Raw genomic sequence first — 14,280 nt, 5'->3', positions numbered from 1 at the left:
CAGCCGGACGCAGGACCGGCCCGCGCCGGGAAGCGCACGGCCGGAGGGCTCAATCTTACCGAACCCGCTGCGGCGACGCCGATCGTCCCGGTCCTGCGCGCGGCGAAACACGGCGCACGAGCGCCGCGGCTCTTTCGCACAGGACAATCAGACCGGCAGGTCGCAGGCCTGAATCAGGAAAACCTGATCGTCGCCGCCGCTCGTCGAGAGCCAGACGAGATCGAGGCCGCCGAACGCCGCTTCCACGTTCTCGCGCTCGTTGCCGATCTCGACCACCAGCACACCGTCGTCGCTGAGCCAGTTGCGTGCGTCCTTGATGATGCGGCGCACGATGTCCATGCCGTCCGCGCCGCCCGCGAGCGCGATTTCCGGCTCGTGACGGTACTCGGGCGGCAGCGCCTGCATCGAGTCGGCGTTCACGTACGGCGGGTTCGTGATGATCACGTCGTAGCGGCGCTCGGGCAGCGGCGCGTACAGGTCGCCTTCGAAGAGGGCGATGCGCTCGTCGAGATCGTGTTCGTGCACGTTGCGCCGCGCGACTTCGAGGGCGGGCGCGGACAGATCGACGGCGTCGATGTCGGCGTTCGGGAACGCGTGCGCCGCGAGAATCGCCAGGCTGGCCGAGCCGGTGCACAGCTCCAGCACCGCGCCGACCTGCTCGGGATCTTCCACGTAGGGCTGCAGGCCGTCTGCGAGCAGCTCGCCAATGAACGAGCGCGGCACGATGACGCGCTCATCGACGTAGAAGCGCAGGCCGTGCATCCACGCTTCCTGCGTGATGTAGGCGGCGGGTACGCGGTCGGTCGCGCGGCGCTCGATCACGCCGAGCACCTTGTCGATTTCCTCGCTCGTGAGGCGCGCGTCGAGAAACGGGTCGAGCAGGTCGAGCGGCAAATGCAGCGTGTGCAGGATCAGGTACGCGGCTTCGTCGTAGGCGTTGTTCGAGCCGTGGCCGAACGCGAGTTGCGCGGCCGAAAAGCGCGAGACACCGTAGCGCAGCAGGTCGCGAACGGTGGCGAAGGTGGCGGCGAGCGGATGGGTCATGTTCTGGACTCCAGAGCGTATTCGGTTGGCCGGTCAGGCGATCAGCTGTTCGAGCACGCGGCGATAGACGTTCTTGAGCGGATCGATGAATTTCACTTCGATATGCTCATCGATCTTGTGGATGCTGGCGTTCGGCGGCCCGAACTCCACCACCTGCTCGCACATGCGCGCGATGAAGCGGCCATCGGACGTGCCCCCCGTGGTCGACAGTTCGGTCGTGACGCCGGTTTCGTCGTGGATCGCCTTTTCGAGCGCATTCGAGAGCGCGCCGCGCGGCGTCAGGAAGGGCAGGCCGCTCACGCTCCAGTGCAGGTCGTATTCGAGACCGTGCTTGTCGAGGATCGCGTGGACGCGCTGTCGCAGGCCTTCCACTGTGCTCGCGGTCGAGAAGCGGAAGTTGAACATCACATCGGCGTGGCCCGGAATCACGTTGCTCGCGCCGGTGCCGCTGTGCAGGTTCGACACCTGCCACGTGGTGGGCGGGAAGTACTCGTTGCCGTCGTCCCACTGTTCGGCAACGAGTTCGGCGAGCGCGGGCGCCAGCAGGTGCACCGGGTTCTTCGCGAGATGCGGATAGGCGATATGCCCCTGCACACCCTTCACGACGAGCTTGCCCGACATCGAGCCGCGGCGGCCGTTCTTCACGCAGTCGCCGAGCGTATGCGTCGAAGTCGGCTCGCCCACGATGCAGTAATCCATTTTCTCGCCGCGCGCCTGCAGCGCCTCGACGACCTTCACGGTGCCGTCGGTGGCCGGGCCTTCTTCGTCGCTCGTGATGAGGAACGCGATGGCGCCGCGATGCTGCGGATGCGCCGCCACGAACTCTTCGCTCGCCACCACGAAGGCCGCGAGCGAAGTCTTCATGTCGGCGGCGCCGCGGCCATAGAGAACGCCGTCGCGATGCGAGGGCTGGAACGGCGGCGAACTCCATTGCTCGATGGGGCCGGTGGGCACGACGTCGGTGTGGCCCGCGAAGGCGAGCAGCGGGCCTTGCGCGCCCGCGCTGCCGCGCTTGACGGCCCACAGGTTGGTCACGCCGTTGGATTCGATCGTTTCGCACGCGAAGCCGAGCGCGCTGAGGCGTTCGGTCATGATGCGCTGGCAGTGCTGGTCGTCGGGCGTCACGGACGCGCGCGCGATCAGGGATTCGGTAAGGGCGAGGGTGGCGGACATAAAAAGACCACTTTCAATAAAAATGCCGGCGCCGCTGATGGAGCAGGGGCCGGCAACAACTTGTCATGACCGTGCGCGCGAGACCTGCCATGAAGCAGTTCAGGCGCACCGGTCTCATGCGGCGCTCAAGCGAACAGCTCCGCATACTGATCGGCGGAAAAGCCGAGCGTCTTCACGCGGCCGTTCACCACAACGACGGGCCGCTTGATGATCGACGGCTTGTGGATCATCAGCGCGATCGCGCCGGCGGTCGTGTCGGCTTCGGCCTTGTGCACGTCCGACAGGCCGCGCCAGGTCGTGCCGCGCTTGTTGATGAGCTGATCGAGCGAGACGTCCTTGAGCCAGTCCTGGACGAGCGCGTTCGAGACGCCCGCCTTCTTGAAGTCGTGAAACTCGAACTCGACGCCGTGCTCTTCGAGCCACACACGGGCCTTCTTCACGGTGTCGCAGTTCGGAATGCCGTAGACAACGGTCTTGGCGGACTTCGCCATCAGTCGCCTCGCAGGAGCTCGTTCAGGCCGACCTTCGCGCGTGTTTTCGCGTCGACCTTCTTGACGATCACGGCGCAGTACAGGCTGTGCGAGCCGTCCTTCGAGGGCAGGTTGCCCGCGACCACGACCGAGCCCGCCGGAATGCGGCCATACGAGACTTCGCCGGTTTCACGGTCGTAAATCTTGGTCGACTGGCCGAGGTACACGCCCATCGAGATGACCGAGTTCTCTTCGACGATCACGCCTTCCACGACTTCCGAGCGCGCGCCGATGAAGCAGTTGTCTTCGATGATGACCGGGTTGGCCTGCAGCGGCTCCAGCACGCCGCCGATGCCGACGCCGCCCGAGAGGTGCACGTTCTTGCCGATCTGCGCGCACGAACCGACCGTGGCCCACGTATCGACCATCGTGCCTTCATCGACATAGGCGCCGATGTTGGTGTACGACGGCATCAGCACGACGTTCTTCGCGATGAACGAGCCACGGCGCGCGATGGCCGGCGGCACCACGCGGAAGCCGCCCGCGGCGAAGTCTTCGGCCGTGTAATTGGCGAACTTCGAGGGCACCTTGTCGTAGAACTGGCTGTAGCCGCCGGCGGGCATCGGTGCGTTGTCTTCCAGGCGGAACGACAGCAGCACAGCCTTCTTCACCCATTGGTTGACGACCCAGTCGCCGTCCTTCTTCTCGGCGCAGCGCAGCGCGCCTTTGTCCAGCTCGGCGATGACGTGGGCGACGGCTTCGCGCACGTCGTTCGGGGCCGACTTGGGCGAGAAGTCGGCGCGGTTTTCCCAGGCGGTGTCGATGATCTGCTGAAGTTGTTGCGACATGGTGGTGATTTCGTGAGATTGATGGTTGAAAGCGGTGTTGCGCGCCGCGAGGTGCAGGACCCCGGCGCGCACGCAAAGGCTTTACGGTTTGAGCGAGCGGCAGAACTCGACGATGCGCTGCGCGCCCTCGATGCACTCCTCGACGTCGGCGACGAGCGCCATGCGCACGAAGTCTTTACCCGGATTCGTGCCATGCGCCTCGCGCGCGAGGAACGAGCCGGGCAGGACCGTCACATTATAGTCGGCGTAGAGACGCTGGGCGAACGCGGTGTCCGTGAGGCCGGTGCGCGCGACGTTGGCCCACAGATAGAACGCGGCGTCGGGCAATTTCACGTCGAGCCCGTCGGCGAGCATCGGCGTGACGGTCGAGAACTTCCGCACGTACTTCGCGCGGTTTTCGCGCACGTGCGCCTCGTCGCCCCAGGCCGCGATGCTGGCGGACTGCCACACGGGCGACATGGCCGAGCCGTGATAGGTGCGGTACAGCAGGAACTGCTTGAGGATGGCGGCGTCCCCGGCTACGAAGCCCGAGCGCATGCCCGGCGCGTTCGAGCGCTTCGACAGGCTCGACAGCATCACGAGGCGCTCGAAGCCGCGGCCCAGCTTGTGCGCCGCTTCGAGACCGCCGAGCGGCGGCGTGGCTTCGTCGAAGTAGATTTCCGAGTAGCACTCGTCCGAGGCGATCACGAAGCCGTAGCGGTCGGAGAGCGCGAACAGCTCGCGCCAGTCGTCGAGCGTGATCACGGCACCCGTGGGATTGCCCGGCGAGCACACGTACAGCAGCTGCGTGCGGGCCCAGACTTCTTCGGGAACCTGCGAATAGTCGCAGGCGAAGTTGCGGGCCGGATCGCTGTTCACGAAGTACGGCTCGCCGCCGCCCAGCAGCGCGGCGCCTTCGTAGATCTGGTAGAAAGGGTTCGGGCAGAGTACGATCGCCCGCTTTGCCGGGTCTTTCACGCCCGCCGTCGGGTCGATCACGGCCTGCGCGAGCGCGAACAGCGCCTCGCGCGAGCCCGAGACGGGCAGGATTTCCGTGTTCGCATCGATGGCCGGCAGCCCATAGCGCGCCTTCACCCAGTTTGCAATCGACTCGCGCAGCGCCGGGGTGCCCGCCGTGGCCGGGTACGACGAAAGGCCGTCGAGCGAAGCGACGATGGCGTCGCGGATCAGCGCGGGAGTGGGGTGTTTCGGCTCGCCGATCCCGAAGCTGATGTGGCGCAGGCCGGCGTTCGGCGTGACGTCCTTGAAGAGCACGCGCAGCTTTTCGAAGGGATAGGACTGAAGGGTGTCGAGTAGCGGATTCACTTGGGGCTGGACAGGCGTGGGCGAAAGACGGGTGGCGTGGCGCGCAGGATCGGAGTGGCCACTGCGGGCCGGCGAGCCAGTTACACCGCGCTGGGCGAAAAACGCGGATGCGAGGCGCGGCCCTGCTGTGGCTGCAAGCGGTCGATTATAGCGTGGCGCTGCTGCTGCTGCGGGCGCTGGCCAGATCCCGCCCTGGCGCCACCGGTGCTTGCCGGGCAACGAAATAAAGGAAAGCATGAAATTTTCGAATGACGACGCGCGTGCTACGAATGCGCGGCCGCGACAAGGGAAGCCCAAGCAATGAGCCAGAGCACGGGCTTGCGCGCCGCCTGGCCGACGCTTGCCATCATGGTTGGCGCGTCTGTCTGGGGTTTTGTCTGGTATCCGCTGCGCATGCTGGCGGCCGCCGGGCTCACCGGAACGGCTTCCAGCGCTGCCACGAGCGCGGCAGGCTGCCTCTTCGTGCTGGTGCTGCGCTGGCGTTCGCTCGCGACCGTGCGCTGGCACTGGGTGCTGCCGATGCTCGGCCTTGCCGCGGGCGTGACCAACGTCGGTTTCGTGTGGGGCGCGATCCACGGCGAAGTGATGCGCGTGCTGCTGCTCTTTTATCTGACCCCGGCGTGGACGGCGATCTTCGCGCACTTCATCCTGCACGAGCGCCTGAACTGGGCGGGCGGCGCGCTTGCGGCGCTTTCGCTGCTGGGTGCGGTGCTGATGCTCTGGTCGCCGCAGCTCGGCGTGCCGCTGCCCGCCAACGCGGCCGAATGGGCGGGTCTTATCGGCGGCATGGGTTTCGCGATGAGCAACGTGCTCGTCGTGAAGACGAGCCGCGTGCTGCCGCACATGAAGCCGGAGATGCGCACCGCCGTGATCTTCGCGGGCGCGGCGCTGTTCGGCGCGCTGACCTCCTGTTTCGAGCCGATGTCGGCCGCGCCGGCGGGCGAGCATCTCGCGCGCGTCGTGCTGCTGGTGCTGGCGCTCGGCATCGTGCTCGGCAGCAACAACATGCTCGTGCAGTACGGGCTTGCCCGCGTGCCGGCGAACCGCGCCTCGATCATCATGCTGTTCGAGATCGTCGTGACGGCGCTCACGTCGTGGCTCTTCGCCGGCGAGACGCCGGGCCCGCGCGAATGGGCTGGCGGCGCGTGCATCGTGCTTGCTTCCCTGCTGTCGAGCTGGGTGCACCGGGCGCAGGACGCGCGCAAGGGCGGCGCACACGCGAGTGCCGACGCGAGCGTCATGACCCACGCCGACGCCAGCCGCACCGATGACGCGGACGACGCCGACAGCAACGGCCCCGGCGGCGACGATGGCAACGGCGGCGGCAACGGCGATGGCAGCGCAGGCGGCGGCACGGGGCCAGGGCCTTCCCGCGCGCGGAATGGCGCGCGTGCGATGGTATGATTGCCGCTGATTCCCGCCGGCCGCACGCGCGCATGCGCGTTCGTACGGCGAGCCGTGGCGGCTGCCCAGTGCGCACTCCGCCGTCGCGCGATCGATACCGGATGCGCGGCGGCAAGCGACGTACGGCACGGGCGGTCCCGTTCACCACTATTCCAACAGCGATATCGCCGTGCGTCTGACTTCGATTAAACTCGCTGGCTTCAAATCATTCGTCGATCCCACGCATTTCCAGGTTCCGGGCCAACTCGTCGGGGTGGTCGGGCCAAACGGCTGTGGGAAATCCAACATCATCGACGCGGTGCGCTGGGTGCTGGGTGAATCCCGGGCGTCCGAGCTGCGCGGCGAGTCGATGCAGGACGTCATCTTCAACGGTTCCACCGCACGCAAGCCGGGCAGCCGCGCGAGCGTCGAACTGGTGTTCGACAACGCGGATGGCCGCGCCGCCGGGCAGTGGGGCCAGTATGCCGAGATCGCCGTGAAGCGCGTGCTCACGCGCGACGGCACGTCGAGCTACTACATCAACAACCTGCCGGCGCGCCGGCGCGATATCCAGGACATTTTCCTGGGGACGGGCCTCGGCCCGCGCGCCTACGCGATCATCGGGCAGGGCATGATCGCGCGGATCATCGAGGCGAAGCCCGAAGAGCTGCGCGTGTTCCTCGAAGAAGCCGCGGGCGTTTCGAAATACAAGGAGCGCCGGCGCGAGACCGAGAACCGTCTGCACGACACGCGCGAGAACCTCACGCGCGTCGAAGACATCGTGCGCGAGCTGTCCAGCAACCTCGAAAAGCTCGAGGGCCAGGCGGTCGTTGCCACGAAATACCGCGAGCTGCAGTCCGAGGGCGAGGAAAAGCAGCGCCTCCTGTGGCTCCTGCGCAAGAACGAGGCAGCGGGCGAGCAGCAACGCCAACAGCGCGCGATCGAGCAGGCGCAGATCGACCTGGAGCGCCATACCGCGCAGCTGCGCGAAGTGGAAGCGCAGCTCGAAACGCTGCGCGTGGCCCACTACTCGGCAAGCGACGCCATGCAGGGCGCGCAGGGCTCGCTTTACGAAGCGAACGCCGAGGTGAGCCGCCTCGAGGCCGAGATCAAGTTCATCGTCGAGTCGCGCAATCGCGTGCAGGCGCAGATCGCCGCGCTCACCGCGCAGCGCGAGCAATGGCAGGTCCAGGCGCAGAAGGCGCAGGACGACATCGAAGACGCCGAAGAACAACTGGCGATCGCCGAGGAAAAGGCGGCGCTGGCCGAGGAAGATGCGGCGGCGAAGCAGGAAGCGCTGCCCGCGCTCGAAAACCGCTGGCGCGACGCGCAGGCGCAACTGAACGACGAGCGCGCGGGCATCGCGCGCACCGAGCAGGCCATCAAGCTCGAAGCCGCGCATCAGCGCAACGCCGACCAGATGCTCCAGCAGCTTCAGCAGCGCCACGAGCGTCTGAAGTCGGAGGAAGGCGGCCTCGACGCGCCGGACGAAGCCCAGCTCGAAGAGCTGCGCATGCAGCTGGCCGAGCAGGAGGAAGTCCTGCACGAAGCGCAGGCGCGCCTGGCCGACGCGCAGGAAACGGTGCCGCGTCTCGACGCGGAACGCCGCGCCGCGCACGAGCGCGTGCAGGCGGAAAACGCACAGATCCACCAGTTCGAAGCCCGCCTCGCTGCACTCAAGCAGTTGCAGGAAAACGTGCAGACGGAAGGCAAGATCCAGCCGTGGCTCGAACGTCACGAACTGGGCGCGTTGCCGCGGCTGTGGAAGAAGCTGCACGTCGAAGCGGGTTGGGAAACGGCGCTCGAATCGGTGCTGCGCGAGCGGCTCGCCGCGCTCGAGGTGTCGAACCTCGACTGGGTGAAGGCATTCGCGAGCGACGCTCCGCCTGCGAAGCTCGCGTTCTATTCGCCGCCGGCCGCGGGTCAGGCTCCTGCTGCGGCCGCGGGCCTCACGCCGCTGCTCTCGCTCGTGCGGATCGACGATGCGGGCTTGCGCGCGGTGCTCGCCGAATGGCTCGGCTCGACCTACGTCGCGGGCGATCTCGCCGAGGCGCTCGCCCAGCGCGCGCAATTGCCCGGCAGCGGCGCGTTCGTCGTGAAGGCCGGTCACATGGTGACGCGCGTGGGTGTGCAGCTGTACGCCGCCGACACCGAGCAGGCCGGCATGCTCGCGCGTCAGCAGGAAATCGAGAATCTCGAGCGCCAGGTGCGCGCCCAGACGCTGCTCGCCGACGAGGCGCGCACGGCTGTCGTGCGCGTGGAAGCGGCGCATACGCAGGCGGCCCAGGTGCTCACGGATGTGCGCCAGCAGGCCGAGCGCGCGACCCAGCGCGTGCACGCGCTGCAGATGGACGTGCTGAAGCTGACCCAGGCGCATGAGCGCTACACGGCGCGCAGTACGCAGATCCGCGAAGAGCTCGACGAGATTCGCACGCAGATCGAAGAGCAGCGCGCGTTGCGCGCGGAGTCGGAAGCGAACTTCGAGCGCCACGATGTGGAACTCGCCGAACTGCAGGCCCGCTTCGAGGACAACCAGCTCGCCTTCGAGGCGCTCGACGAGGAACTCGGCGCGGCTCGCAATGAGGCGCGCGACCTCGAACGCGCGGCGGCCGACGCGCGCTTTGCCGCGCGCAACATGGCGAACCGCATCGAAGAGTTGAAGCGCAACATTCAGGTCGCGCACGATCAGAGCGAGCGCGTGGCCGCGTCGCTCGAAGACGCGCGCGCAGAGCTGGAAACGATCAACCAGCAGACCGCGCACACGGGCCTGCAGGACGCGCTGGAAATTCGCGCGCAGAAGGAAGACACGCTACGCGCCGCGCGCGCCGAACTCGACGACCTGAGCGCCAGGCTACGCGCCGCCGACGAAACGCGCCTCGCCGCGGAGCGCGCGCTGCAGCCGCTGCGCGACCGCATCACCGAACTTCAGCTGAAGGAGCAGGCCGCGCGCCTGAACGGCGAGCAGTTCGTCGAGCAGCTGCAGGCCGCGGGCGTCGACGAGGCCGCGCTGCAGGAAAAGCTCACGGCCGATATGAAGCCGTCGTATCTGCAAGGCGAGGTCACGCGCATCAACAACGCGATCACGGCGCTTGGGCCCGTGAACATGGCCGCGCTCGACGAGCTGGCCGCGGCGAAGGAACGCAAGACCTTCCTCGACGCGCAGTCGGCCGATCTCACGAGCGCGATCGAAACGCTCGAAGACGCGATCCGCAAGATCGACCAGGAAACGCGCACGCTGCTGCAGGGCACGTTCGATGAAGTGAACCGTCATTTCGGCGAGCTGTTCCCGCGCCTGTTCGGTGGTGGTCAGGCGAAGCTCATCATGACCGGCGACGAGATTCTCGACGCCGGCGTGCAGGTGATGGCGCAACCGCCCGGGAAGAAGAATTCGACGATTCACCTTCTCTCCGGCGGTGAGAAAGCGCTCACGGCCACGGCCCTCGTGTTCGCGATGTTCCAGCTCAACCCGGCGCCGTTCTGTTTGCTCGACGAAGTGGATGCGCCGCTCGACGACGCGAACACCGAGCGCTTCGCGAACCTTGTTCGCGCGATGTCGGACAAAACACAGTTCCTGTTCATTTCGCACAACAAGATCGCCATGGAGATGGCGCAGCAGCTCATTGGCGTGACGATGCAGGAGCAGGGCGTTTCGCGCATCGTCGCGGTCGACATGGAAACTGCGGCGGGTTTCGCCCAGAATACGGTCTAATCGATTTATACGGTCTAACGGACGGCGCGCAATGCGCGGCCGGCGGCGCCATCGGTTAGGCAGCCGCCGCGCGCAATGCGCTCGCCACAGAAACGGCGCACAGAATGCGCGCGCCGTCGAATAAGAATTGCTGATGGAGCATGCATGGATGAGTTGACTCTCGGGTTGATCGGCGCGGGCGCCGTGGTAGTCGGGGGCGTGGTGGTATACAACGCGTGGCAGGGCGCGAGGGTGCGCCGGCGCATGCCGCGCCCGATGCCCGAAGAGGCGGTCGAAGCGCAGCAGCGCGACGAGTTCCAGGAGCCGAGCCCGTTCATCGAACCGGCGCATGCTCCGTCGCGCCGCGAGCCGTCGCTCGGGGGCAGCACGGAAGCCGGGCGAGTGGAGCCGGGTTTCGGGACCGCTGCGCCGCTCGACACGCCGGCCGACATCCAGGCGGAAACGACGACGCCCAACGGCTTTCCGGAGGCTGAATCCGGTGCGGACGAGGGGGGCGACAAGGCGCCGGCTGCCAGCGCGGCTGCCGCGCAACCCGCAAAGGACGACGCCGACGAAGCCGAAAGGATCGAACCGGTCATGCCGGCCGCCACGACGATCTCTTCGGCGCCGCCCGCCGTGGTCGACCGTCGCATTGACTGCATCGTGCCGATCCGGCTTGGCGCGCCGGTGGCGGGCGAGCGGGTGATTCCGTTGGCGCAGCGGCTGCGCCGCGCGGGCAGCAAGCCGGTTCACATCGAAGGCAAACCCGAAGGGGGCGACGGCTGGGAGTTGCTCCAGAGCGGTGTGCGCTACGAGGAACTGCGCGCGGCTGCGCAACTCGCGAATCGCAACGGTCCGCTCAACGAACTCGAGTTCTCGGAATTCGTGACCGGCGTGCAGCAGTTCGCCGACGCGCTCGACGCCGCACCCGAGTTTCCGGACATGATGGAGACGGTCGCCATGGCGCGCGAACTGGACGGCTTCGCGGCGCAATGCGACGCGCAGCTTTCCGTCAACGTGATGTCGGATGGCGCGCCGTGGTCGGCAAACTACGTGCAGGCCGTGGCGGCGCAGGACGGCTTGCTGCTTTCGCGCGACGGCACGCGTTTCGTGAAGCTCGACGCGAAGCAGAGCCCCGTTTTCATGCTGCAGTTCGGCGACACCAACTTCCTGCGCGACGACCTCACGTACAAGGGCGGCGAGCTGATCACGCTGATCCTCGACGTGCCCGTGGCCGACGAAGACATCCTGCCGTTCCGACTGATGTGCGACTACGCGAAGTCGCTTGCCGAGCGCATTGGCGGGCGCGTGGTCGACGACCAGCGCCGGCCGCTGCCGGAATCGGTGCTGCAGTCGATCGACAAGCAGCTCATGACGCTTTACGCGAAGCTGGAGCAGGCCGGCATTCCGGCCGGCTCGCCGGCCACGCGGCGATTGTTCAGCCAGTAACGCCGCAGGCCGGCAAGCGGCCAACAGACAGGGCGCGACGCCGTAAGGGCGCCGCGCTTTTTTTTTGCGCGCAGGCGGTGCGGCGCGGAGGGCGTCGGCACGCGTGTTGCAGTGTGTTCAGGTTCACCTGGCTGGAGCTGGGCGGCGATGCGACAGGCACCGCGTTGGCCATTCGGCCAGGACGCTGGCGAGGCCCGTTCGGCGGCGCACGAAGATGGCCGTTCGGTCGATGCGACACGCGCCGCTTCCTGAGATAATCTGACGTCCGAAATCTCTTCCACAGCGAGTTGCCCAAGGCATGGTCCGTACTCCCGCCCGTCCTCCCGAAGAAGCCACCGCTGCGCAGCGCGCGGTGTGGTTGCGCGCCGAACTCGAGCGTGCGAATCACGCCTACTACGTGCTCGACCAGCCGGAGCTGCCCGACGCGGAATACGACAAGCTGTTCGGCGAACTTCAGCAGATCGAGGCCGCGCATCCCGACCTCATCACGCCCGATTCGCCCACGCAGCGCGTGGGTGGCGAAGTCGCCGGGGGCTTCGAGCCCGTGGTCCATGACGTGCCGATGCTGTCGCTCAACAACGGCTTTGCCGACGAGGACATCGTCGCGTTCGACAAGCGGGTGGCCGATGCGCTCGGCAAGATCGAGGGCGCCGGAATCGTCGAGGTCGAATACGCCGCTGAACTGAAGTTCGACGGCCTCGCCATCTCGCTGCGCTATGTCGACGGCGTGTTCGTCCAGGCCTCCACGCGCGGCGACGGCGCGACCGGCGAGAACGTCACGGAGAACGTGCGCACGATCCGCTCGCTGCCATTGCGCCTGAAGGGCAAGCGCGTGCCGAAGGTGCTCGACGTGCGCGGCGAGGTGCTGATGTTCCGCCGCGACTTCGAACGCATGAACCTGCGTCAGCGCGACGCCGGCCACAAGGAATTCGCGAATCCGCGCAACGCGGCGGCGGGCAGTCTGCGTCAGCTCGATCCGAAAATCACGGCGCAGCGGCCGCTGTCGTTTTTCGCTTACGGCATTGGCGTGCTCGAGGGCGAGCCGATGCCGGCCACCCATAGCGAACTGCTCGACTGGTACGCAGAAATGGGCCTGCCTGTCAATGCCGAGCGAGCGGTCGTGAAGGGCGCGCAAGGTCTGCTGGAATTCTTCCGCGCCGTGGGCGAGAAGCGCGATGGCCTGCCGTACGACATCGACGGCGTGGTCTACAAGGTGAACCGCCGCGACGAGCAGGACGCGCTCGGCTTCGTCTCGCGTGCGCCGCGCTTCGCGCTCGCGCACAAGTTCCCGGCCCAGGAGGCGCTCACGAAGCTGCTGGCCATCGACGTTCAGGTCGGCCGCACGGGCGCGATTACGCCGGTGGCGCGGCTCGAGCCGGTGTTCGTCGGCGGCGCGACAGTGACCAACGCCACGCTGCACAACGAAGACGAAGTGCGGCGCAAGGACATCCGCATCGGCGACACGGTGATCGTGCGGCGCGCCGGCGACGTGATTCCCGAGGTGGTCAGTGCGCTCATGGACCGCCGTCCGGCCGATGTCCACGAGTTCGTGATGCCGACTGAATGCCCGGTCTGCGGATCGCGCATCGAGCGTCTGCCCGACGAGGCAATCGCCCGCTGCACGGGTGGCCTGTTCTGTCCGGCCCAGCGCAAGCAGGCGCTCTGGCACTTCGCCCAGCGCCGCGCACTCGATATCGACGGCCTGGGCGAAAAGATCATCGACCAGCTGGTCGACCAGAACCTCGTGCGCACGCCCGCCGATCTGTTCAATCTCGGCTTTGGCACGCTCGCGCAGCTCGAGCGCATGGCGGACAAGTCGGCGCAGAACCTGCTCGACTCGCTCGAGAAGGCCAAAGCCACGACGCTTGCGCGCTTCGTCTACGCGCTCGGCATCCGGCACGTGGGCGAATCGACGGCCAAGGATCTTGCGAAGCACTTTGGCTCGCTCGATCCGATCATGAGCGCGTCGGTCGAAGAATTGCTCGAAGTCAACGATGTGGGCCCTATCGTCGCGCTCGCGATACACGAGTTTTTTGCGGAGGAGCATAACCGCACAGTGATCGAGCAACTGCGCGCACCGGGCAAAGTAACATGGGCGGAAGGCCCGCCCGCGCCGAAGGCGCCGGTCGGCGTGCTGGCCGGCAAGACGGTGGTGCTCACCGGCACGCTGCCCACGCTCGCGCGCGACGAGGCGAAGGAGATGCTGGAAGCAGCCGGTGCGAAGGTCGCCGGCTCGGTGTCGAAGAAGACCGATTACGTGGTGGCGGGCGCCGATGCGGGCAGCAAGCTCGCAAAAGCCGAGGAACTCGGCGTGCCGGTGCTCGACGAAGAAGGAATGCGCAAGCTCCTGGAGGGGCAAACGACATGATTCGCGAAATTCTCAGAATGGGCGATCCGCGCCTGCTTGGCATTGCGAGGCCGGTCGATCACTTCGATACGCCCGAGTTGCACGAACTCATTGCCGATATGTTCGACACCATGCACGCGGCGAACGGCGCCGGACTCGCCGCCCCGCAGATCGGCGTCGACCTGCAGGTGGTGATCTTCGGTTTCGAACAGAACGAGCGCTATCCCGAGGCGCCGGCCGTGCCGCAAACGGTGCTCATCAACCCGGTCATCCATCCGCTGTCGCACGACATGGAAGAGGGCTGGGAGGGGTGTCTTTCGGTGCCGGGCATGCGCGGCGCCGTGAGCCGCTATTCGATGATCCGCTATGACGGCTTCGATCAGTACGGCACGCCCATCGAGCGTGTGGCCGAGGGCTTTCACGCGCGGGTCGTCCAGCACGAATGCGATCACCTCATCGGCAAGCTGTACCCCATGCGCATTACCGACTTCTCGAAGTTCGGCTTTACCGAGGTTCTGTTTCCGGAACTCGACCCGAACAACGACGACTGACGATCGAAGCATCAAGAAAAAC

General features: G+C 66.8%; 10 protein-coding genes. 5 read left to right on the top strand and 5 right to left on the bottom strand.

Annotation, left to right across the window (positions count from 1 at the left end):
- Positions 1 to 147 precede the first annotated feature (147 nt).
- The 5 genes from prmB to dapC all read right to left on the bottom strand — a co-directional run bounded on the left by prmB (position 148) and on the right by dapC (position 4,840).
- Entirely contained in the window at positions 148 to 1,044 is an 897-nt protein-coding gene (prmB, locus tag A3CW_RS0113635) for a 50S ribosomal protein L3 N(5)-glutamine methyltransferase (RefSeq protein ID WP_028204075.1), read from the bottom strand.
- Between the two features lie 33 nt (positions 1,045 to 1,077).
- Positions 1,078 to 2,217, bottom strand: coding sequence for a succinyl-diaminopimelate desuccinylase (dapE, locus tag A3CW_RS0113630; protein WP_028204074.1), 1,140 nt, complete (start codon positions 2,215 to 2,217; stop codon positions 1,078 to 1,080).
- Between the two features lie 125 nt (positions 2,218 to 2,342).
- The gene (locus A3CW_RS0113625) at positions 2,343 to 2,708 is read right to left on the bottom strand and encodes an ArsC family reductase (protein WP_028204073.1); all 366 of its coding nucleotides are present in this window, start codon (positions 2,706 to 2,708) and stop codon (positions 2,343 to 2,345) included.
- Entirely contained in the window at positions 2,708 to 3,535 is an 828-nt protein-coding gene (gene dapD, locus A3CW_RS0113620; RefSeq protein ID WP_028204072.1) for a 2,3,4,5-tetrahydropyridine-2,6-dicarboxylate N-succinyltransferase, read from the bottom strand. Before dapD ends, A3CW_RS0113625 begins: the two co-directional genes overlap by 1 nt.
- Positions 3,536 to 3,616: 81 nt before the next feature.
- On the bottom strand, positions 3,617 to 4,840 hold the full coding sequence (gene dapC, locus A3CW_RS0113615; protein WP_028204071.1) for a succinyldiaminopimelate transaminase: 1,224 nt from the start codon (positions 4,838 to 4,840) through the stop codon (positions 3,617 to 3,619).
- Positions 4,841 to 5,140: 300 nt separating this feature from the next.
- Between dapC and A3CW_RS46220 the strand changes: the two genes are divergently transcribed.
- The 5 genes from A3CW_RS46220 to def all read left to right on the top strand — a co-directional run bounded on the left by A3CW_RS46220 (position 5,141) and on the right by def (position 14,258).
- Complete coding sequence (locus A3CW_RS46220) at positions 5,141 to 6,244, top strand: DMT family transporter (protein WP_081771649.1); 1,104 nt, start codon at positions 5,141 to 5,143, stop codon at positions 6,242 to 6,244.
- 169 nt (positions 6,245 to 6,413) lie between these two features.
- Complete coding sequence (gene smc, locus A3CW_RS0113605) at positions 6,414 to 9,932, top strand: chromosome segregation protein SMC (protein ID WP_028204070.1); 3,519 nt, start codon at positions 6,414 to 6,416, stop codon at positions 9,930 to 9,932.
- A 144-nt stretch (positions 9,933 to 10,076) separates the two neighbouring features.
- Positions 10,077 to 11,360, top strand: coding sequence for a cell division protein ZipA C-terminal FtsZ-binding domain-containing protein (locus A3CW_RS0113600; protein WP_028204069.1), 1,284 nt, complete (start codon positions 10,077 to 10,079; stop codon positions 11,358 to 11,360).
- A gap of 298 nt (positions 11,361 to 11,658) precedes the next feature.
- The gene (gene ligA / locus A3CW_RS0113595) at positions 11,659 to 13,728 is read left to right on the top strand and encodes an NAD-dependent DNA ligase LigA (RefSeq protein WP_028204068.1); all 2,070 of its coding nucleotides are present in this window, start codon (positions 11,659 to 11,661) and stop codon (positions 13,726 to 13,728) included.
- The gene (def, locus tag A3CW_RS0113590; protein WP_028204067.1) at positions 13,725 to 14,258 is read left to right on the top strand and encodes a peptide deformylase; all 534 of its coding nucleotides are present in this window, start codon (positions 13,725 to 13,727) and stop codon (positions 14,256 to 14,258) included. The genes ligA and def overlap by 4 nt, the downstream gene beginning before the upstream one ends.
- Positions 14,259 to 14,280 lie beyond the last annotated feature (22 nt).

This window comes from Paraburkholderia nodosa DSM 21604 (genome assembly GCF_000519185.1).
In the GTDB taxonomy this organism is placed as follows: Bacteria; Pseudomonadota; Gammaproteobacteria; order Burkholderiales; family Burkholderiaceae; genus Paraburkholderia; species Paraburkholderia nodosa.
Note: the sequence above shows the minus strand (reverse complement) of the source record. Positions and strands in the feature narration are given on the sequence as shown.